The following is a 19,406-nucleotide window of genomic DNA, read 5'->3' as shown; positions in this document are numbered from 1 at the left end:
ACCACACCAAAATGAGACCTATGGTGCTGCGCAACATCGCACTGCGCTTATGATCGGCGGCGGGGGCGGATCAGGGGTTGCCATGGCAGCAGCAGGACCGCGGAACGGAATGCCACGGGATGTCGCCGGTGCGGTGCACTGGCGGCGAAGCCTGCGCACGCGAATCGCGCTGTGGGCCGGCCTGGTGAACGTGCTGCTGTTGCTGCTGCTGGTGGTGGCGACCGCGTGGTTCGCGCGGCGGCTGATCTTCGATGACGCGCGGCGCGACACGCACGCCACCGCACAGGAAGCCGCCGAGCGCCTGGACAACGCGCTGCACGTAGTCACCATCACCACGCACGGCATTTCCGACCTGGTCGCCAACGCGCGCCTCTCGCCCGACGAACTGACCACCACGTTGCGCGCCATGGTGAAGGCCACGCCGGGCTGCGTGGGCGGGCTGCTGATCCTGGAGCCGCGCACGCGCACGGATGCGCCGTTCGCCCGCTACATCGCCGCCGATGGGCGCGACCACGACTTCATTGCCGAAGGCTATGCGTTCCGCGACCAGGGCTGGTACCAGCGCACCGTCGCCTCGCCGACGGGGTGGTGGTCCGAGCCTTACCTCAACCGGACCGCCGGCGATGTCTGGATGGTCACCTACAACATGCCGCTGCGCGAACCCGGCCGGCGGGCGCACACGCGCGGCATGGTCAGCCTGGACCTGCCGCTGTCCCGCGTGACCGGACTGGTGGAATCCCTCGCCGCACTGCCCGGCTGGCGCGTCACGCTGGTGGCGCCGGCGGGCACGCTGGCGCTGAATCCGGAAGTCAGCGTCGAACGCCAGGAAACCCTGGACGACTACATCCAGCGCAGAGGGCGCAGCGACCTGCAGCGCGCGGCCACCGCCGTGCGCATGCGCCAGCCGCTGCAGCACACGCACACGGATGCGGTGACCGGCGAACAGCGCTACACCGTCGTCGCCCCGATCGGCCAAAGCGGCTGGAGCCTGCTGGTCGCACAGTCCTACGCCCTGGTCATCGCCCGGCTCAACCAGGCATTGCTGATGCTGGCCGCGGTGGGTGCACTGCTGGCGCTGCTGTGCATGCTGGTGGTGCGCAAGCTGGCCAAGCACATCAGCCTGCCGGTGGAAGGCCTGTCGGCGTCGGCCGCGCAGCTGGCGCAGGGTGACTACGACACGCCCGTGCCCTACCAGGCGCGGCATGACGAAGTGGGGCAGATGGCGCGCACGCTGCAGCACGCGCGCGACTCGATCCAGCAGCAACTGGTCGAGATCGAGGACATGACCGCCGCGCGGCAGAAACTGGAAAGCGAACTGTCCATCGCACGCGACATCCAGCAGGCCATGCTGCCGCCGGGCCGGGTGATCGACCGCGCGCATACGCACCTGGAAGCCTACGCGCGGCTGGAGCCGGCGAAGGCCGTGGGCGGCGACTTCTACTGCTTCATCGAGACCACGCCGGACGAACTGTGGTTCGCCATCGGCGACGTGTCGGACAAGGGCGTGCCGGCGGCGCTGTTCATGGCGCGCGCGGTCACCGTGCTGGAAGTGGCCGCCAGCAGCCATCGTCATCCGCAACGCGTGCTGGCCGAGGCCTCGCGCCGTCTGGTGGAAGGCAACGAGACCTGCATGTTCGCCACCGTGCTGTGCGGCCGCGTGGATGTACTGAGCGGCGACTGCACGCTGGCCAGCGCGGGGCACGATGCGCCGCTGCTGCTGCATGCCGACGGACACCACGAAGTGCTGCCGGTCCAGCCCGGGCCGCCGCTGGGCTTCGAAGTCAGCGACGACTTCACCGTGTGGAACGGGCGCGTGCCGGCAGGCGCCACGCTGCTGGCCTACACCGACGGGGTCACGGAAGCCTTCGATCCGGCCGATGTCGCGTTCGGCCTGGAGCGCCTGCGCGAGGCCCTGCGTGCCGGCAATACCGCACGCGAACAGTGCGAGCACCTGATCGCGCAGGTTCATGCGTTTACCGAACCCGCACCGCAGTCCGACGACATCACCGTGCTGGCGATACGTCGCCGGCTGGACACCGTCACCGGTTCCCCCGAAGCTACGCCACCACAGGAGACTCCGCATGCAGATGCGACTGTTCATTCCCCGTGAGCATGCCCGCGTGGACGATCTGAACGCGTCCCTCGAGGCCGTCCTGCAGAACAACGGCGTCAGCCACGCCCTGCAGTGCGACGTGCGCCTGATCGTGGAAGAGCTGGCCAGCAACGCCATCGAACATGGCGACGTGGCCCAGATCGATGCGGTGGAGCACGAGCTGTGCGTGGACATCGGGATTCGCGGTAATCTGCTGACGCTGGAGTTCCGCGAAAGCGGGGCTCCCTTCAACCCGCTGTCCCTGCCAGCGCCCGATCTGGATGCCCACATCCTGGACCGCCCCACCGGCGGCCTGGGCGTGCACCTGATCCGGCAGCTGGCGGAAGAAACGCATTACCAGCGCATGGGCAACTACAACATCCTGCGCGTCACCCTGCGTATTCCCACGGAGAGCGAAGCATGAGCCTGGACATCCAGATCCACCCCCCGGGCAAGGGCAGCCAGCGCGTGTCCATCAGCGGCCGGCTGGACACGCACACCTACGAAGACCTCGACGAAGCACTGGCCCCGCTGCTGACGCGCCAGCTGCACTCGCTGGTGCTGGACGTGTCCGGGCTGGACTACATCAGCAGCGCGGGCATCCGCTGCATCTTCAAGGCGCGCAAGACCCTGGCGCCGCACGGCGGCAAGGTGCTGCTGGTCAACCCGCAGCCGCAGATCCAGAAAGTGCTGGACATGGTCAAGGCGGTGCCGTTGAACGAGATCTTCAGTTCCACCGCCGAAGCGGACGCTTACCTGGACGTGATGCAGCGCAAGGTGCTGCAGGGCGACCAGGACGACGACTAGCCCCGCGATATGCCGCCGTGGTCACGCCCGTCGCGGGACGCGTGCTTTACGATCCACCCGTGCTGCCCCTGCCTTCCGGGCGCCCCCACCCGGCACCTCCGCTTTACCGAGATGTTCGATGACACTGGAGATCGAGATCTACCCGCCGGTCAACGGCAACCAGTACGTGCTGCTCAGCGGGCGGCTGGACACGCTCAGCCATGTGCAGCTGGATGAAAAGCTGGCGCCGATGCTGGCGGCGCGCCCGCATGCGCTGGTGCTGGACCTGGCGCACCTGGACTACATCAGCAGCGCCGGCGTGCGCAGCATCCTGAAGGCCCGCAAGGCCCTGGCTCCGCACGAGGGCCGCCTGCTGGTGGTGCACCCGCAGGAACAGATCCGCAAGGTCATCGACATCGTGCAGGCGGTGCCGATGGACGAGATCTTCGAATCCACCGCCGACGCCGACGCCTACCTGGATGCCCTGCAGCGGCGGATCCTGGATGGGGAAGAAGAAGACTGATTGCCCTTGTAGGAGCGACGTCAGTCGCGACCGCATGCCGCCAGGCACCATGGACGCTCGATTCGCATGGTCGCGACTGACGTCGCTCCTACATGGAATCCACAAAAAACGCCCCGCATGCGGGGCGTTTTGTTTTTACCGAACCGCCAGCCGATCAACCCGGCCCATTGCGCTCGGCATCGCGCTGCTGGCGGATCTGCGCATCCACGGCGGCGATGGCGGTCATGTTGACCACGCGGCGGGGGGTGGCGCTGGTGGTGAGGATGTGCACCGGCTTGGAGATGCCCATCAGGATCGGCCCGATGGCCACGCCGTCGGTGACCACGCGCACCATGTTGTAGGTGATGTTGGCCGCATCCAGGTTGGGCAGCACGAACAGGTTCGCCCGGCCGGTCAGCGTGCTGCCCGGCATGATGCGGTTGCGCAGCACTTCATCCCACGCGGTGTCGCCCTGCATCTCGCCATCGACGTTCAGGTCCGGCTTGCGCTTGAGCAACAGCTCGCGCACCTGCCGCATCTTCACCGCGCTGGCGGTCTCGTGGCTGCCGAAGTTCGCATGCGACAGCAACGCGATGCGTGGCTCGATGCCGAACAGCTTCAGCCGGTACGCCGCCTGCAGCGTGGCCTCGGCGATCTGCTCGGCGGTCGGGTTGTCCTGCACGTGCGTGTCCAGGAAGAAGTACGCGCCCTGGTTGTTGATCACGCCGGTCATGGCCGAGGTCGACTGCACGCCCGGATCCAGCGGGATCACGCTGCGCACGTAACCGAGCTTCTTGTGGAAACGGCCGACGATGCCACTGACCATGGCATCGGCTTCGCCACGGGCCACCATCACCGCGGCGATCAGCGTGGGCCGCGAGCGCATCAGGTTCTTGGCCGCGGCCGGCGTCACGCCACGGCGCGAGGTCAGCGCGTGGTAGTGCTGCCAGTAGTCGTTGAAGCGCGGATCGTCGTCCTGGTTGGTGAGCTCGAAATCCACCCCCGCGCGCATGCGCAGGCCCAGGCGCTGGATGCGCGCATCGATCACGTCCGGCCGGCCGATCAGGATCGGGAAGGCCAGGCCTTCGTCGATCACCGTCTGCACGGCCCGCAGCACGGTCTCCTCCTCGCCTTCGGCATACACCACGCGCTTCTTGTCCGCGCGCGCACGGTCGTACACCGGCTTCATCATCAGGCTGGTGCGGTAGACGAACTGGCCCAGCTTCTCGCGGTAGGCCACCATGTCCTCGATCGGACGCAGGGCCACGCCCGAATCCATCGCGGCATGCGCCACGGCCGTGGCCAGTTCCACCAGCAGGCGCGGGTCGAACGGACGCGGGATCAGGTATTCCGGGCCGAAACAGGGAATCTCGTCGCCGTAGGCGGCGCCCAGGTCGGAGGCTTCGCGGCGCGCCAGCGCGGCGATGGCCTTCACGCAGGCCACCTTCATCGGCTCGTTGATCACGGTAGCGCCCACGTCCAGCGCGCCGCGGAAGATGTAGGGGAAGCACAGCGCGTTGTTGACCTGGTTGGGGTAGTCGCTGCGGCCGGTGCCGATGATGACGTCCGGGCGCACGCGCCTGGCGTCTTCCGGCGAGATCTCCGGGTTGGGATTGGCCAGCGCCAGGATGATCGGCTTGTCGGCCATCGTGGCGACCATCTCCGGCTTCAGCACGCCGGCGGCGGACAGGCCCAGGAAGATGTCGGCCCCTTCGACGATCTCGGCCAGCGAACGCTTGGCGGTGTCGCGCGCGTAGCGCGCCTTGTCCGGGTCCAGGTTGGGGCGGCCGGTGTAGAGCACGCCGTCGCGGTCCACCGCCAGGATGTTCTCCGGCTTCAGGCCCAGCGCCACCAGCATGTCCAGGCAGGCGATGCCGGCCGCGCCGGCGCCGCTGGTGGCCAGCTTGACGTCGCCGATCTTCTTGCCCACCACTTCCAGCGCGTTGACTACCGCCGCGCCGACGATGATCGCGGTGCCATGCTGGTCGTCGTGGAACACCGGGATCTTCATGCGCTCGCGCAGCTTGCGCTCCACGATGAAGCACTCCGGCGCCTTGATGTCTTCCAGATTGATGCCGCCGAAGGTCGGCTCCAGCGAGGCGATGATGTCGACCAGCTTGTCCGGGTCGGTCTCGTCGATCTCGATGTCGAACACGTCGATGCCGGCGAACTTCTGGAACAGCACGCCCTTGCCTTCCATCACCGGCTTGCCGGCCAGCGGGCCGATGTTGCCCAGGCCCAGCACGGCGGTGCCGTTGGTTACCACGGCCACCAGGTTGCCGCGGGCGGTCATCTCGCTGGCCGCGCGCGGGTCCTCGACGATGGCTTCGCAGGCATAGGCCACGCCGGGCGAATACGCCAGCGCCAGGTCGCGCTGCGTCAGCATCGGTTTGGTCGGGGAGACCTTGATCTTGCCCGGCGGGCAGACGCGGTGGTACTCGAGGGCGGCCTGTTTGAATTCTTCGTTGGACATTGCGCACGCATCCATGGACAGGCCCGCGATTCTACCGGCAATCCCCCATCCCCACCGTGACCCGCCCTGCTGCGCTGCGGCTTTACATCACGGGCTAGGCGTCCGCCGACAGCCGGTCCAGGCGGATGCGGTTGGCGAACAGGGAGAACGCCAGCACGCCGGCCAGGCCGTTGGCACGGCTCACCCACGGCGGCAGCCAGCGTGGCGGGGCCAGCACGCCGCTGTCGAACAGCGGATCGAAACTGGTCACGTCCTGCAGCGTCATCTTGCCGGCGAACAGGCGGCGGCACAGGCGCAGCCGGTCCTGCTGCAGGGACCGGCGGAAGAAGGTGTGCACGCCGATCAGGCCCCGCAGGTAGACCGTGTCCTTGGTGAACGCGGCACCGCCGGAGGTCGGCACGCCGCGGAACACGCGCTGTGCCGATGAGAAGCTCTCGGCCGCATTCTGTCCGGCATCGGTGAAATAGCGGAACACCTCGATGAAGTCGGCGCCATCCAGCGCCATCGCCACGGCCTCGATGCGCAGGCTGATGCGTTTCATCCGCTCGATGTCGATGCTGCCGGTGATCTGTTCGGCGAAGGTCGCCAGGCCTTCCTGCGTGGCGGTGACACGCGGCGACGACAGCGCCAGGCTGGGCAGATACACCTGCTCGCGCCCGTTCAATGCGGTCAGCGAATGCACCAGCGCCTCGTGCTGCAGCAGCTGCCGGCGGTCATAGTCGCTGAAGGCCGCGCCGTGGCGCAGGCGGATGCGGGTGGCGCCCGCGGCGGCTTTCGCGATCAGCGCCGGGTCCAGCTGCACGGTGATGACGCGGGCGTCGAAGAAATCGTCCAGGTCCGCCTGCAGCTGCAGTTGCAGCGCCGTCGCCGACACCGGGATCTGTTCTTCCGGCGCCAGCAGTTCGCGGTCCAGGTCGTTGGCGATGGCGATGAAGTGGCCCGCGGCATCGCGCGTGGTCGGCCCGTCGCCGGGCAGGCATTCCTCCGGCGTGCCGAACAGGGCGATCGAATGCTCCGTCACCCGTGGCGTGCCCAGCGCCTCCAGCAGCTGCGCGGCGATGTCCCAGCTCTCCACCGATGCCCGCAGGTAGCTGCCCAGCGGATGCGACGGATCGGCCGCGGCGGAGATGGCCGCCAGCTCGCGGCGGGCCGCGCTGAAATCCAGCGTGGGGTAGGCGATGACGGGCAGCTGCGGCTGTCCCCGCGCGATGCCCTCCAGGAACGGCGCCTGCGCGTCGGCCGGCCAACTGGCCAGGCTGAGCAGCTTGATGCCGCGTACCGCCTTGACCATGCGCGCGTCGAGCGCGGCGTGATGGATGATGTCGGCCTGCATGGAATCCTCCCGGGCCGCCACTGTAGCCCAGGGCGCGTGCCACCCGGCACAAGCGCCGGTGCCTGGACTATGCTCGATGCTCTTGCATCGGTGGCGGGGGCGGCATGCTGGAACTCGACGCGGTACAGACGCTGGCCTTCGCCGGCCTGGCCCTCTTCCTCGGCTATGCGCTCTGCCGCGCCATTCCACCGCTCGCCCGCTACAACCTGCCCGCACCGGTCGTCGGCGGCCTGGTGGTGGCGCTGGCCGTCCTGGCGGCGCGCTCGCACGACGTCACCCTCTTCACGCTGGACACCAGCCTGCAGACGCCGCTGATGATCGCTTTCTTCACCACCATCGGCGCCAACGCCAGCGTGGCGCTGCTGCGCGCCAGCGGGCGGCAGGTGGTGGTGTTCCTGCTGCTGGCCACGGCGTTCGCCGTGGTGCAGAACCTGCTGGGCATGGCGGTGGCGGTGGGCTTCGGCCTGCATCCACTGTTCGGCGTGCTGGCAGGGTCGACGACGCTCACCGGCGGCCCCGCGACCGGGCTCGCGTTCGCGCCGCTGTTCGAACAGGCCGGCGTGAGCGGGGCCGAATCCATCGCGGTCGCGTCCGCGATGGCCGGCATCGTCTGCGGCGGGCTGATCGGCGGTCCGGTGACCACGCTGCTGATCCGCCGCCACAAGCTGCACGGCGGTGTGCGCGTGGGCGCACCGTACGAGTCGGCAGCCGAGCCGGCAGGCGCACACGACACGCCGGACCTGCCGACGCGCGAGTTCGATGCGCTGAAGAGCATCGTCGTGATCCTGGTGGCCATGTGGGCCGGTGCCGGTGTCAGTGCCGGCCTGTCCGCCGCCGGCCTGACGCTGCCGGCCTACGTCGGCGCGATGCTGGTGGGCGCGCTGATCCGCTATGTCGACGACCGCACCGGGCTGATCCGGCTGCCGGTGGCCACCACCGACCTGATCGGCAACGTCTGCCTGTCGCTGTTCCTGGCGGTGGCGCTGATGAACCTCAAGCTGTGGGAACTCGCTGGACTGGCCGCGCCACTGCTGGTCAACCTGACGCTGCAAGTGGCGCTGGTGGCGGTGTTCTGCGGCGTGGTCTTCCGCGTGATGGGCCGCGACTACGATGCGGCGGTGATGGGCGGCGGCTTCATCGGCTTCATGCTGGGCACCACCGCCAACGCGATGGCGGTGATGCGCACGCTGGTGGAACGCTACGGCATGGCGCCGCGCGCGTTCCTGGTGGCGCCGCTGGTGGGCGCCTTCTTCATCGACTTCAGCAACGCGTTGATCATCACCGGCTTCATCAACCTGTGGGATTGATCAGCCGTCACCCCCGACCATCGCCGGAGTTAGAGCTCGATGGCACGCCCCCGCAAGATTGTCATCCATTCGCTCAGAGGCTTCCGTCCGGAGCTGACAGGCATGGTCAGGGACTGGATGCGGGACGGCGTGCAGTATGTTGGCGTCGTTGGCCGCGAGGCGGCGAGGATCGAGGACGCGATTGATGATCTGTGCGTAGGTGATGGCACAGAACCCTACTTCATGCTCACGGCCGCGCATGACGACACAGAAACACTGGAGGACGCTGTCTTCCTCGCCGAGCAGATCTCGACGATTCCGGGCTCGGTGGCCGTGGTCAAGCTCTAACGATTCATCGGGTCGGTAACGATACGGCGGCCGCTATCGCTTGCCGTACTTGTCCGTCAGCCGCTTGTTCAACGCCTTGTTCTGCACCTTGGCATTCGACTTGTCGGCCAGGCGCGAGGCCAGTTTGTCGGCGGCGGCGGCGACTTCATCACGCAGCTTGAGGTAGTTGAGGAAGCGGCCTTCATCCAGCTCTTCGCGCTCGATCGCCGCGCGCACGGCGCAACCCGGCTCGCGATCATGCGAGCAGTCGCGGAACTTGCACTGCGCCGCCAGCGCCTCGATGTCGGCGAAGCCGCCCTCGGACAGGTCTTCCTCGCCGGTGGGCTTCAGTTCGCGCATGCCGGGCGTGTCGATCATGCACGCGCCGGACGGCAGCGGGATCAGCGCGCGATAGGTGGTGGTATGGCGACCGCGCGAATCGCTCTCGCGCACTTCGCCGGTCTTCATCTTCTCGTTGCCCAGCAGCGTGTTGGTCAGCGTCGACTTGCCCGCGCCGGAGGAACCCACCAGCACCACCGTGCGCCCGGGCAACAGCCACGGCGACAGCTGCGACACGCTGTCGGGGTCCTTCGCGTTGACGGTGAACACCGGCACGCCCTGCGCGGTGACATCGGCCAGCACGTCCACCGCATCGTCGGCGTACTCGGTGCGGTCGGCCTTGGTCAGCACCACGACCGGTTGCGCGCCACCACCGCCGACCAGCAGCAGGTAGCGTTCGATGCGGCGCGGATTGAAGTCGGCATCCAGGCCGCAGACGATGAACACCGTATCGATGTTCGCCGCGATCACCTGCTGGTGGTAGTGCTCGCCGGCGGCACCGCGCTTGATCTCGGTGTGCCGCGGCAGCGTGGCGACGATGCGGTGGCGGGTGCCGCCGCTGCCGGGCTCGCCGCCGCCTTCCATCAGCAGCCAGTCGCCCACGGCGGGCCGTTCGTGCGCGGGGAAACGCGGGCGCTGCCATTCGGGCAGCGAGTCGGCCTTGACCGCCACGCCGGGGGCGTCGGCGACGATGTACCCGGACCGGTGCTGTTCCACCACCCGCGCCGGCCGGGCGTCGGGATGCGCGGCGAGCACCGCCTGCCAGGCCTTGTCCTCCGGTTCCCCCTCATAGGGCCAGCCGATCGCCCTCAACAGGGTGATCTCGGACACGGTATTGGCAGGCATTTCGGGCATGGTTGCGGATTCTAGACGGGGGCTGAAGCCGACGGGTCTTGACGGCTAAATTTCCGTTAAGCTTGGCCCCTGTCTGCCCTTTCCGCCAGCCCCAGCGCTTACCGCCATGTCCACGCCGCCCGTCAAACCGCTCGCCACGCGCGAACGCCTGTCCGAAGTCCGCTACGAGATCCGGGGCGAACTGGCACGGCGAGCCCGGGAGCTGGAGGCGCAGGGCCACAAGCTGATCAAGCTCAACATCGGCAATCCGGGTGCGTTCGGTTTCCGCGCACCCGCGCACCTGCAGAAGTCGATCATCGGCGACATCGACCACACCGATCCCTACACGCACCAGCAGGGCCTGCCGGCCGCGCGCGAAGCCATCGCCGCCGCCTACGCGCGCCGCCACACGCCCGATGCGCATCCGGACCGCGTGTTCGTCGGCAACGGCGTTTCCGAACTGATCGACCTGTCGCTGCGTGCCCTGCTCAATCCCGGCGATGAAGTGCTGGTGCCGTCGCCCGATTATCCGCTGTGGTCGGCGGCGACCATCCTCAACGACGGCCGCCCGGTGTATTACCGCTGCGACCCGGAAAACGACTTCCTGCCCGATCCGTCCGAGATCGAACAGCTGGTGTCGTCGCGCACGCGCGCCATCGTGCTGATCAATCCGAACAATCCGACCGGCGCCACCTATCCGCGCGAGCTGCTGGAGCGCATCGTCGCCATCGCGGCCAAGCACCGCCTGCTGCTGATGGTGGACGAGATCTACGACCAGGTGCTGTACGACGGCGCGACGTTCGTGCCGGTCGCGCCGCTGGCGGGCGACGTGCCGTGCATCACCTTCAGTGGCCTGAGCAAGGTGCACCGTGCCTGCGGCTGGCGCGTGGGCTGGTCGGTGCTGTCGGGCCACGGCGACGTGGTGCGTGATTTCCTGCATGCGATGGACCTGCTCAGCGCGCTGCGCCTGTGCGCCAACGTGCCGGGCCAGTACGCCATCGAAGCCGCCGTCAACGGCCCGGACACCATCAGCGAACTGTGCGCACCGGGTGGCCGCCTGTACGAAACGCGACGCGCGGTGATCGAGGCCTGCGAAGCCAACGAACACCTGGACCTGGTCAACCCGGCCGGTGCGCTGTACGCGTTCCCGGCGGTGGTGGGCGACGCGGCCAAGGGCTTCGACGACCACGGCTTCGCGCTGGAGCTGATGGAAACCGAAGGCGTCCTGGTCGTGCCCGGTTCCAGCTTCAACGTGCCGTACCGCCATCATTTCCGCGTCACCCTGCTGCCGGAAGCGGCCACGATGCGCGAAGTCTTCGCCCGCATCGACCGCGCCCTGTCGCGTCGCGCCGAAGCGGCGACCAAGGTAGTACCGATCAAGGGCAAGTCGCGGCCAGCGGCGGCGTAAGCGCCCGCGCGGCTGTTGCGGGGCTGTTGTGGGGGCGACGTAAGTCGCGAGACGGTATCCGGATGGCCCATAGCGACTTACGTCGCTCCCACAGGCAGGCTCCTTTGCTCAGGCACGCAGGGCAATGCGGATGATCTTGGAGATATACGACGTCGTCCGCGTGATCGCGCCGATATCCTCCGTGCGGGTCGATGCAAGCGTGCCCAGAGTGAAGGACGTCCTTGTTGGCGACGTGGGGACGAGCGTCATGGTTTTGGCCGCGCCCGGGGCGCGTACATCGTATGAGGTCGAGTGTGTCGACCCCGACGGTCACACCCGCTGGCTGGCGGCGCTGTTCGCCGACGAGGTTGCCCGGGTGTCCACTGTAGGAGCGACGTGAGTCGCGACCACACGCCACGATGTATCCGATGACCTCCAATCGAGCGACGAACGGCGTCAAACGCGGCGTTTTATCCCGGACAACCGATCTTTCGCTGGCGACCCCGGTTCGCGGTCGCGACTCACGTCGCTCCTACAGGGGGCTGGAAGAGCGCATCATTCGCCCATGACCACGATCTCCGCCCCCCACACGACCGCCCTCACCACCGAGCTGCGCTACCTCGCGCTGGGCGACTCCTACACCATTGGCGAAGCGGTGGATGAAGCCGGTCGCTGGCCGATGCAGCTGGCGCGCCTGCTGCGCAGGGAAGGCATCCTGGTCGGCGATCCGCGCATCATCGCCACCACCGGCTGGACCACGGACGAGCTGGACGCCGCGATCACGGCCGCCGAGCCGCTGGGCGGGCACGATTTCGTCAGCCTGCTGATCGGCGTGAACAACCAGTATCGCGGCCGCAGCGTGGAGGAATACCGCACGCAGTTCGCCGCGCTGCTTTGGCGCGCGATCGGCTTTGCCGGCAACCGGCCGGAGCGCGTGCTGGTGCTGTCGATTCCCGACTGGGGGGTCACCCCGTTCGCCGCGCAGTCCGGCCGCGACGTGGCGCAGATCGCGCGCGAGCTGGATGCCTACAACGCCGCCGCGCGCGCCGTCTGCAGCCTGCGTGATGTGGCCTTCGTCGACATCACCCCGGTCAGCCGTGCGCGCGGCGCCGAACCGGCGATGCTGGCCGACGACGGCCTGCACCCGTCGGCCGCGATGTACACCGAATGGGCGCGGCTGGCCTTTCCCGTCGCGCATCACCTGCTGGCGTAGCGTGCGCCATGCGCACGAAGCGCGACGACGGGTCCATGAGTCGTGCGCGCGGCGAACGTTGCGTCACGGCGATCCAGGCATCGTGCTTCCCTCTGCCCCGGGACAGAGGCCGGGGTGAGGGTCGGAGCATCGGGCAGCTCACCGGTTCGCCAACTTCATCCGGCGCTGCGCACCACCTTCTCCCGGCGGGAGAAGGATTTCAGGCGGCCATGCCCAACGCGTCGGGCGCGATCTCCGTCGACGGCACCACTGCGCGGTAGCCCTGTGCGTCCAGCCATGCCAGCAGCTGCGCCAGGATCACCACGTTGTGGCCGTGCGCCGCGCCTTCATGCAGCAGCACGATGGCGCCGGGCCGGATATCGCGCGTCACGCGTGCCATCACCTGGTCGGGCGTGCAGTCCACGCCATCGAAGCCGCGCGCGCTCCACGCCACCCGTGCGAGCGCATGGCGCTTGAGCGACAGCCCGACGAAGGGATTGGTCATGCCGACCACGCTGCGGAACCAGCGCGGTGTCTGCCCGGTGATGGCGGTGAGGATGGACTGGTTGCGGCCGATCTGGTCTTCCAGCGCGCCCGGGCCCAGCCGCCAGAAGCGCCTGTCCGGATGGCTGGCGCTATGGTTGCCGATGCCGTGGCCGCGGTCGCGGATGGCCTGCACGGCCAGCGGCTGCGCCAGCGCGCGCTCGCCGACCAGGAAGAAAGTGGCCTTGGCGCCATGCCGGTCCAGCAGGTCCAGCAGGGCGGGCGTGTCCCGGGAGGGGCCATCGTCGATCGTCAGCCAGACCACGCGCTCGTCGGTGGGCAGCCGCGACAGCGCCGGGCAGAACAGGGTGGCACGTGGATACAGCGTGGCCCACACCACCAGCAGGTGCGTGGCGGCCATGACCGGCAGGCCCAGGGACCAGCCGAACCGCCACCACAGCCAGGCCACGCCTACTTGCGACAGCGCCAGCAGGCCCAATATCAGGCCGGGACGGCGTGGCGGACGATGCAGTGTTCCCGTCGTGGTCATGCCCCATGATGCCACGGGGCGTAAAATCCCCTTCCCGCTTCCCGGTAACCGTTCATGTCCCTCGACCCCGCCCTGCGTTCGCGCATCGAAACCCTCCTGCAGTCCAACCGCGTCGTGCTGTTCATGAAGGGCCAGCCTTCCATGCCGCAGTGCGGTTTCTCGGCCAAGGCCGTCGGGGCACTGAGCGCGCTCGGCGTGGATTTCGCCCACGTCAACGTGCTCGCCGACCAGGACATCCGCGAAGGCATCAAGGTCTACGGCGACTGGCCGACCATCCCGCAGCTGTACATCGACGGCGAACTGGTCGGCGGCAGCGACATCATCGAACAGATGACCAACTCCGGCGAACTGGCCACGCTGCTGGGCCTGGAAGCCCCCGACCGCACGCCGCCGGCGATCACCATCACCGCCGCGGCCGCCGAGATGCTGCAGAACGCGGTGGCCGACGCCGGCCCGGGCGCCGCGCTGGCACTGTCCATCAATGCGCAATACCAGCCCAACTTCCAGCTGGCGCAGTTCGACGCCAACGCCATCGCCAGCGAATCCAACGGCGTGCGCGTGCAGTTCGACCTGGCCAGCGCGCGCCGCGCCGATGGCATCACCATCGACTGGGTGGACGACATCCGCGGCAAGGGCCTGGCCATCGACAACCCCAATGCGCCCAAGCCGGTGCAGGCGCTGTCGCCGATGGAGGCGGATGCGAAGGTGCGTGCCAGCGAAGTGCTGCTGGTCGATGTGCGTCCGGCCGACGAGCGCGCCATCGCTTCGGTGAAGCTGCCGTTCAAGACCTTCGACGGCAACGGCCGTGCCGAGCTGGAAGCGTTGCCCAAGGACACGGCCATCGCGTTCCTGTGCCGCAGCGGCGGCCGCAGCCAGCAGGCCGCCGAGGAATTCCGCGCCCTGGGTTTCACCAATACCTTCAACGTCACCGGCGGCATCAACGCCTGGGCCGACGACGTGGATGGCACGCTCGGCAAGTACTGAACACGGCAGCACGCGTGCACCGGAAAAGGCGGGCTTCGGCCCGCCTTTTTCGTGCCGCGTCCTCCCGCAGGCGGTGGCCTACGCCGCTGCCCGCGACGGCGCCATCGTGTGTCGCCGCTGCCAGAACGGGGCGTCGGGCCAGCGTTTCTCCAGCGCATAGGCCGTGGCGCGTTCATGCCGGTAGGCACTGAAAGCCGACAACAGCGCCTGGTCGCGCGCGCGCGCCTGCGTGTCGTCGCCCTGCAGCCAGGCCTGCATCGCCGAGGCGGCAGACAAGCCGTCTTCCAGCGCGCGCACGATGCCCGAAGCGGACAGGGGATCCGTCGCCATGGCGGCATCCCCGCAGGCCAGCCAGCGTGCATCACCGCGCGACGCCGCATGCAGAAGGAAGCTGTGCGCCGCGTGCACGCAGGGCGGCGAGAGGGGGCTGGCGTCCTCGGTGTACTGCCGGGTGGCGACGCTGCGTGCGAATGCGTCGTCCCATGCGGCCGTCGCATGCAGGCCCGCCGCGTGGCACAGGTCGGCGTCCGTCATGCGCATGACGATGCGACGCGCTGCCGGCAAGGGGGCGCTGTACCACCACCCCCCTTCATCCGCCTCGACCCAGGTATGCCCGTGGTCGCCTGCTCCGTGCCGCTGGAATACCCGTGAAACGGCGACCAGCCGGTCGAGCACCTCGCGTCGTGCGCCCAACGACCGCCAGAGCCCGCCACTGCGCCCGCCCGCATCGATCACCGCGCGCGCGGCAAGGGAATGCACGCTGTCTTCGCCCTGCTGCACCTGCAGGCGCCATGGGTGGCCGCCTTCGCCACGGATGACGCCACGCACGCGCGCCCGGGTGCGAACGTCCGCACCCGCATGGCCGGCGCGCTCACACAGCAGGCGGTCGAAGGCCGCGCGGTCAAGGTGCCAGCCATGTCCGTAAGGGTCGAACATGAAACTCGACACTTCGGCCCGCGCCCGGCCCCAGCAGCTGACATCCGCGTAGTTGGGCAACGCGGGCAGGACACGGTCAGGGTCAGGCAGGCCGAGCGCATGCAGCGCGGGCCTGGCACGGGGGGCCAGGGTTTCGCCCACGCGCGGCGCTTCATGCGCACCGCGCTCCAGCAGCACCACCGTGTGCCCCCACCCCGCGAGCGCGTGCGCCGCCGCGGCACCGGCGGGTCCACCCCCCACGACCGCCACATCGCAGGTCTCAGCTTCCACAGCCGCAACCTCCCTCGCCTTCACGCTTGGCAGACGACAGGGACGCGGGCTCGGCGATGCGTGGCAATGGCGATGTCGCCGCACGGCGGTTGGCCGGCCTTGGCCTGTCGTCGCGCGGCGCCTGTTCGCGGGTGGATGCGCAGTACTTCTCCAGGCACTTGCGCGCCGCCTGCACGTCGATACCCGCCGCCGCCAGCCGCTTCACGGCCTCGGGCGAAAGGGCCTGGCCATCGGCGACCAGGCAGCGCAACAGTTCGCACAGCCGGCGGTCGCGTTCTTCAAGCCAGCCGGTCAGGCCATCGTCACCGGGCGGAAGCGCATCGTGGTCACCCCCGCGCCAGACCACGGCCGTCTGGGTCTGCTCACGATGGAAAGCGTAGCCGGCGCGCGTCCGCCCCGTGGCACGGATGCGACAGGCGTACGTGCCGGCGGCATCCGTGGCGAAGACGGCGGTGAAGCGGCCATCCTCCTGCTCGTGCAGGTCGATCCGCGAGGCGTGATCCGGGCCGGTGATTTCGGCCCATACCTGCGCGCCCGGACGCAACGGCATGCCCGACTCGGTCAGGCGCGCCGACAGTTCCACCCGCGCACCCGGCTCGTAACCGTCCTGCCGCAGGCGCGCGCGCAGCGAGAGGTTGGAATAGCTGTGCACCAGCAGGCTGTAGGGCAGCGTGCGCTTGCGTCCTTCGCTCGCGCGTGCCGCGGCGGTCGGCGCGTCGTGCGCCAGGACGGCGGCGTGTTCCCAGGCGAAGCCTTCCGCCGGCGCCTCCGACGGCACCCGGCTTGCGCCCTCGGGGAGCACCATGCGGCTCGCGCGTACGACCGGCGCCACCTCCACCGGCGCCTGTCCCTCGCGGGGCCTTTGCGTCCTGGGTTTGCCGATGCTCACCAGCGCCGTCCAGGTGCCGGCCTGGTTGGGTCGCATCGCACGCAGCTCCATGGGCAGCACCAGCCGGTAGTACGCGACGCCCTGCGAAGCGAGGTACGAGATGTGCGGGCTCTGGCCGCTCATCCATGGCTCGATGATGTCGCCATCCGGCGTGCGCACGCGGAAATCCACCGAATGCGGATACGGCGTCAGCAGGATGACATCGATCCCGGCGTCCGCTTCGGTCAGCTGGAAGGGGATCTCCTGCTCGCGCCCCGGCACCAGCATGCCGTCCGGATCCAGCACCACCTCGGCATTGCTGATGCCGGCCAGGATCTGCAGGAAATACTTCTTCAGGACGAACTGGTTCTGCGCGCCGATGGCGCCGGTCACCAGCAGGTAGCCCCCGTGGTTGCCCGACAGCGCCTGCAGCGCCGCGGCACTGGTGTTCTGCGGCGTACCCAAGCCGACGGCATAGGTCCTCGCATCGACCTCGGCGCCGGCGTCGCCGATCCAGCGGGGGTTGTTCTCCACCCCGTCCGTCATCACCACCAGCGACTTGAAGGCATAGCCCGCGGCGGCGTCCAGCAACAACCGGGCTTCGTGGATACCGTCGCCGATCGACGTGGCGCCCGCCGGATCGAAGTCGGGGCCGTCGATGCGATTGCGCGTATCGTTGCGCGCCGTGTCGTAGGGATCGCCTGCCGCACCCAACGCGGTGACCGCCTGCACCGGCTGCGCGTCGTGGTCATAGCGGACCAGGCCGATGCCGTCATCCTGGACCATGACGTCGACGAAGATCTTCGCCGCTTCGCGCAGCGCGAGATGCTTGGCCTGTCCGTCGCCGCGGTCACCCGACATGCTGCCGGAACGGTCCAGTGCCAGCGCCACCGCCGCGCGCTGGCGTGCGGCGGTGGTGGCGCCCAGCGTGACCGTCCAGGTGCGCCCGCTGGCGACATGGCGCACCGTCACCTGGTCGGACACCGCTTCGCCGACCGCACCCGTCTCGTACACGATCCACAGGCGCGCGGTCGCCATCGCATTGCCGCTGGTCGGGCCCACGGTGACCGGATTGGAGAACGGGTCCGGCACCAGCCTGGCGTGCGTAGGGCCACTGCCCGGCACGACTTCCAGCGTGACGGGGGCGCCGGTGGACTTCACTTCGAACACGATCGGCATGGCGAGCTTGCGTGACATGCCCGCCGGACCCTGCGGCACGTCCTGGAATTCCACATGTGGCGTGAGCAGGTTGATGGCGGTGGCATCGCAGCGGTCGACTTCGACCTGCTGGTCACCCTGCTTCACCACGAAGCCGAGCGTATGCCACTCCTCCACCATCTCCGCGCCGCTGGTGACGTCGCGGTTCCAGGCCAGGTAACCGCCGCCGTCCTGCGGCAGCACCGTGCCCGGTCGTGGCACCGGCCACCAGCTGCCGCCGCACGCCGAAAAATCGGATTGCCATGGCAACGACATGAATTCGGTGACGCCGCCGGGCACCAGCGCGGCATGATCCAGGCGACCCGGATCGCTGGCGCCCACGAAGTTGCCCGCCACCACGATGGGCTGCGGCCCACTGCCGCCGCCGGCCTCGATGCCGGGCGCGAACGTGGCACCGACACAGTGCTCGAGTGCGGCCACGTCCAGGCCGCGAGGCGTGATGGCCGCCGCCGGTGACGGCACGCCACTCCAGTCGCGCACGAAGGCGTTGTCGCGCCAGCGCGCCATGTGCATCAGCTGGGTGGCGGTCAGCTGGCCGACCACGGCCGGCATGTTGCCGGTGGGCTTCAGGCGGTTGAAGATCGCCGTGCGCATGCCGTCCGAAACGGCGTCGGCACCGTAGAGCGGATGGGTCCAGACATGGTGGTACTGGGCATCCTCGCGCACCCACTGCGAATCGATCGCACGCTGCAGGATGGGGTAGACGTCTTCGGTGTAGCGCGTGGTGGCCGGAGAAGCGATCCATCCCTGCGAGACGGCCAGATCCAGCAGCCGGTCCTGCATCGTCACCACATTGTCGATGTGCGGTGCGAACTTCGGCGGGCCGACGACCACCCATGCGCCGTCGGCCTCGAACGTGTCGCCGCCGACGGTCACCGTGGCGTTGACCGGGCCGTCGGCGATGTCGTCGTACCAGTCCGCGCTGTACAGGCCACCGATGGACCGCCCCAGCGGCGAGGCGGACTTGCCGAACCCGCCGAGCACCAGCAGGCGCCCGTCGTTGTCGGTACGCATTTCCCCCAAGGGCACGGTCACGGCGGAGGCGCCCGGCAACGTGATCTGTCCGTTGTCGAACAGCGCCTGCTGGGATGTTCCGCCCAGGCTGCGCGGGCCTGGATCGATGGTTTTTTCCGCCGCCGTACCCCCCGGGTTGCGGGTGATCGCCTTGCGGTTGGCAAGATGCACCGTCCAGGCGATCGTCGCATCCGCGGCGGTCAGCTCCTGCACCGTGTCGTCGTCGTGGTAGGCGAAGACGCGGAAGCGGGCCGCCTGGCGCTTGACGCGGCACTGCGCGTCCTTGAACCCGCCCGGTGGATCCGGGTGGTCCCAGGGCCGCTCGGGACCGATGAAGAAATCAGTGGGACTGTTGCCGAGCCGCGCGATGCCGATGGCGGGATGGATCTGGATCCTTGTGATGGCCATTGCTGTTGGACCTCATTGTCCTTCCCCCGTGCTCGGACCTGTGTTGGAGGGTGCGATCCTTCCATGGCCGCGTGCGCAGCACATCGATCGCGTCGTCATGGATGCGCCTGGCGACGCTCCATGC

At 68.7% G+C, this 19,406-nt stretch carries 16 protein-coding genes; 10 read left to right on the top strand and 6 right to left on the bottom strand.

Annotated elements, in window-relative coordinates:
• Nucleotides 1–109: 109 nt before the first annotated feature.
• The 4 genes from OVA13_RS15040 (at nucleotide 110) to OVA13_RS15025 (ending at nucleotide 3,401) form a co-directional block, all read left to right on the top strand.
• On the top strand, nucleotides 110–2,110 hold the full coding sequence (locus OVA13_RS15040; RefSeq protein ID WP_267791275.1) for a SpoIIE family protein phosphatase: 2,001 nt from the start codon (nucleotides 110–112) through the stop codon (nucleotides 2,108–2,110).
• Nucleotides 2,082–2,516: an ATP-binding protein gene (locus OVA13_RS15035; protein WP_267791274.1), complete on the top strand. Its 435-nt coding sequence runs from the start codon at nucleotides 2,082–2,084 to the stop codon at nucleotides 2,514–2,516. The genes OVA13_RS15040 and OVA13_RS15035 overlap by 29 nt, the downstream gene beginning before the upstream one ends.
• Entirely contained in the window at nucleotides 2,513–2,899 is a 387-nt protein-coding gene (locus OVA13_RS15030; RefSeq protein ID WP_267791273.1) for an STAS domain-containing protein, read from the top strand. The genes OVA13_RS15035 and OVA13_RS15030 overlap by 4 nt, the downstream gene beginning before the upstream one ends.
• A gap of 118 nt (nucleotides 2,900–3,017) precedes the next feature.
• Nucleotides 3,018–3,401 carry an STAS domain-containing protein gene (locus tag OVA13_RS15025; RefSeq protein ID WP_267791272.1) on the top strand — a complete coding sequence of 128 codons (384 nt, stop codon included), beginning with the start codon at nucleotides 3,018–3,020 and terminating at the stop codon, nucleotides 3,399–3,401.
• Nucleotides 3,402–3,555: 154 nt separating this feature from the next.
• Here the strand turns inward: OVA13_RS15025 and OVA13_RS15020 are convergent, their stop codons facing one another.
• Nucleotides 3,556–5,853 (bottom strand): NADP-dependent malic enzyme, encoded by a 2,298-nt coding sequence (locus tag OVA13_RS15020; RefSeq protein WP_267791271.1) that lies wholly within the window; start codon nucleotides 5,851–5,853, stop codon nucleotides 3,556–3,558.
• A gap of 94 nt (nucleotides 5,854–5,947) precedes the next feature.
• Complete coding sequence (locus OVA13_RS15015; RefSeq protein ID WP_267791270.1) at nucleotides 5,948–7,186, bottom strand: flavohemoglobin expression-modulating QEGLA motif protein; 1,239 nt, start codon at nucleotides 7,184–7,186, stop codon at nucleotides 5,948–5,950.
• A 104-nt stretch (nucleotides 7,187–7,290) separates the two neighbouring features.
• Between OVA13_RS15015 and gltS the strand changes: the two genes are divergently transcribed.
• Entirely contained in the window at nucleotides 7,291–8,493 is a 1,203-nt protein-coding gene (gene gltS, locus OVA13_RS15010) for a sodium/glutamate symporter (RefSeq protein WP_267791269.1), read from the top strand.
• 39 nt (nucleotides 8,494–8,532) lie between these two features.
• Nucleotides 8,533–8,820 carry a DUF7684 family protein gene (locus OVA13_RS15005; protein ID WP_267791268.1) on the top strand — a complete coding sequence of 96 codons (288 nt, stop codon included), beginning with the start codon at nucleotides 8,533–8,535 and terminating at the stop codon, nucleotides 8,818–8,820.
• Between the two features lie 33 nt (nucleotides 8,821–8,853).
• Here the strand turns inward: OVA13_RS15005 and rsgA are convergent, their stop codons facing one another.
• On the bottom strand, nucleotides 8,854–9,984 hold the full coding sequence (rsgA, locus tag OVA13_RS15000; protein WP_267793546.1) for a ribosome small subunit-dependent GTPase A: 1,131 nt from the start codon (nucleotides 9,982–9,984) through the stop codon (nucleotides 8,854–8,856).
• 115 nt (nucleotides 9,985–10,099) lie between these two features.
• Here rsgA and OVA13_RS14995 point away from each other — a divergent pair, with 115 nt between their 5' ends.
• From OVA13_RS14995 to OVA13_RS14985, 3 genes are all read left to right on the top strand, one after another.
• A complete protein-coding gene (locus tag OVA13_RS14995) occupies nucleotides 10,100–11,380 on the top strand; it encodes a pyridoxal phosphate-dependent aminotransferase (protein ID WP_267791267.1) in 1,281 nt (426 codons plus the stop codon).
• 124 nt (nucleotides 11,381–11,504) lie between these two features.
• A complete protein-coding gene (locus tag OVA13_RS14990) occupies nucleotides 11,505–11,759 on the top strand; it encodes a DUF4926 domain-containing protein (RefSeq protein WP_267791266.1) in 255 nt (84 codons plus the stop codon).
• 165 nt (nucleotides 11,760–11,924) lie between these two features.
• Nucleotides 11,925–12,572 carry an SGNH/GDSL hydrolase family protein gene (locus OVA13_RS14985; protein WP_267791265.1) on the top strand — a complete coding sequence of 216 codons (648 nt, stop codon included), beginning with the start codon at nucleotides 11,925–11,927 and terminating at the stop codon, nucleotides 12,570–12,572.
• A 199-nt stretch (nucleotides 12,573–12,771) separates the two neighbouring features.
• On the opposite strand, the gene OVA13_RS14980 is transcribed toward OVA13_RS14985, so the two are convergent.
• A complete protein-coding gene (locus OVA13_RS14980) occupies nucleotides 12,772–13,584 on the bottom strand; it encodes a polysaccharide deacetylase family protein (RefSeq protein ID WP_267791264.1) in 813 nt (270 codons plus the stop codon).
• 54 nt (nucleotides 13,585–13,638) lie between these two features.
• Between OVA13_RS14980 and grxD the strand changes: the two genes are divergently transcribed.
• Nucleotides 13,639–14,568: a Grx4 family monothiol glutaredoxin gene (gene grxD, locus OVA13_RS14975; RefSeq protein ID WP_267791263.1), complete on the top strand. Its 930-nt coding sequence runs from the start codon at nucleotides 13,639–13,641 to the stop codon at nucleotides 14,566–14,568.
• Between the two features lie 78 nt (nucleotides 14,569–14,646).
• On the opposite strand, the gene OVA13_RS14970 is transcribed toward grxD, so the two are convergent.
• Nucleotides 14,647–15,774, bottom strand: coding sequence for an FAD-dependent monooxygenase (locus tag OVA13_RS14970; RefSeq protein WP_267791262.1), 1,128 nt, complete (start codon nucleotides 15,772–15,774; stop codon nucleotides 14,647–14,649).
• Nucleotides 15,764–19,282: a LodA/GoxA family CTQ-dependent oxidase gene (locus OVA13_RS14965; RefSeq protein ID WP_267791261.1), complete on the bottom strand. Its 3,519-nt coding sequence runs from the start codon at nucleotides 19,280–19,282 to the stop codon at nucleotides 15,764–15,766. Before OVA13_RS14965 ends, OVA13_RS14970 begins: the two co-directional genes overlap by 11 nt.
• Between the last annotated feature and the right edge of the window lie 124 nt (nucleotides 19,283–19,406).

It is taken from the genome of Pseudoxanthomonas sp. SL93 (genome assembly GCF_026625825.1).
In the GTDB taxonomy this organism is placed as follows: Bacteria; Pseudomonadota; Gammaproteobacteria; order Xanthomonadales; family Xanthomonadaceae; genus Pseudoxanthomonas_A.
This window is presented reverse-complemented; position numbering and strand designations above follow the sequence as displayed.

Excerpts from the sequence above, each read along its gene's own strand:
- OVA13_RS15040 (WP_267791275.1), top strand. The coding sequence starts at position 110 with ATGCCACGGGATGTCGCCGGTGCGGTGCACTGGCGGCGAAGCCTGCGC.
- OVA13_RS15035 (WP_267791274.1), top strand. The coding sequence starts at position 2,082 with ATGCAGATGCGACTGTTCATTCCCCGTGAGCATGCCCGCGTGGACGAT.
- OVA13_RS15030 (WP_267791273.1), top strand. The coding sequence starts at position 2,513 with ATGAGCCTGGACATCCAGATCCACCCCCCGGGCAAGGGCAGCCAGCGC.
- OVA13_RS15025 (WP_267791272.1), top strand. The coding sequence starts at position 3,018 with ATGACACTGGAGATCGAGATCTACCCGCCGGTCAACGGCAACCAGTAC.
- OVA13_RS15020 (WP_267791271.1), bottom strand. The coding sequence starts at position 5,853 with ATGTCCAACGAAGAATTCAAACAGGCCGCCCTCGAGTACCACCGCGTC.
- OVA13_RS15015 (WP_267791270.1), bottom strand. The coding sequence starts at position 7,186 with ATGCAGGCCGACATCATCCATCACGCCGCGCTCGACGCGCGCATGGTC.
- gltS (WP_267791269.1), top strand. The coding sequence starts at position 7,291 with ATGCTGGAACTCGACGCGGTACAGACGCTGGCCTTCGCCGGCCTGGCC.
- OVA13_RS15005 (WP_267791268.1), top strand. The coding sequence starts at position 8,533 with ATGGCACGCCCCCGCAAGATTGTCATCCATTCGCTCAGAGGCTTCCGT.
- rsgA (WP_267793546.1), bottom strand. The coding sequence starts at position 9,984 with ATGCCTGCCAATACCGTGTCCGAGATCACCCTGTTGAGGGCGATCGGC.
- OVA13_RS14995 (WP_267791267.1), top strand. The coding sequence starts at position 10,100 with ATGTCCACGCCGCCCGTCAAACCGCTCGCCACGCGCGAACGCCTGTCC.
- OVA13_RS14990 (WP_267791266.1), top strand. The coding sequence starts at position 11,505 with ATGCGGATGATCTTGGAGATATACGACGTCGTCCGCGTGATCGCGCCG.
- OVA13_RS14985 (WP_267791265.1), top strand. The coding sequence starts at position 11,925 with ATGACCACGATCTCCGCCCCCCACACGACCGCCCTCACCACCGAGCTG.
- OVA13_RS14980 (WP_267791264.1), bottom strand. The coding sequence starts at position 13,584 with ATGACCACGACGGGAACACTGCATCGTCCGCCACGCCGTCCCGGCCTG.
- grxD (WP_267791263.1), top strand. The coding sequence starts at position 13,639 with ATGTCCCTCGACCCCGCCCTGCGTTCGCGCATCGAAACCCTCCTGCAG.
- OVA13_RS14965 (WP_267791261.1), bottom strand. The coding sequence starts at position 19,282 with ATGGCCATCACAAGGATCCAGATCCATCCCGCCATCGGCATCGCGCGG.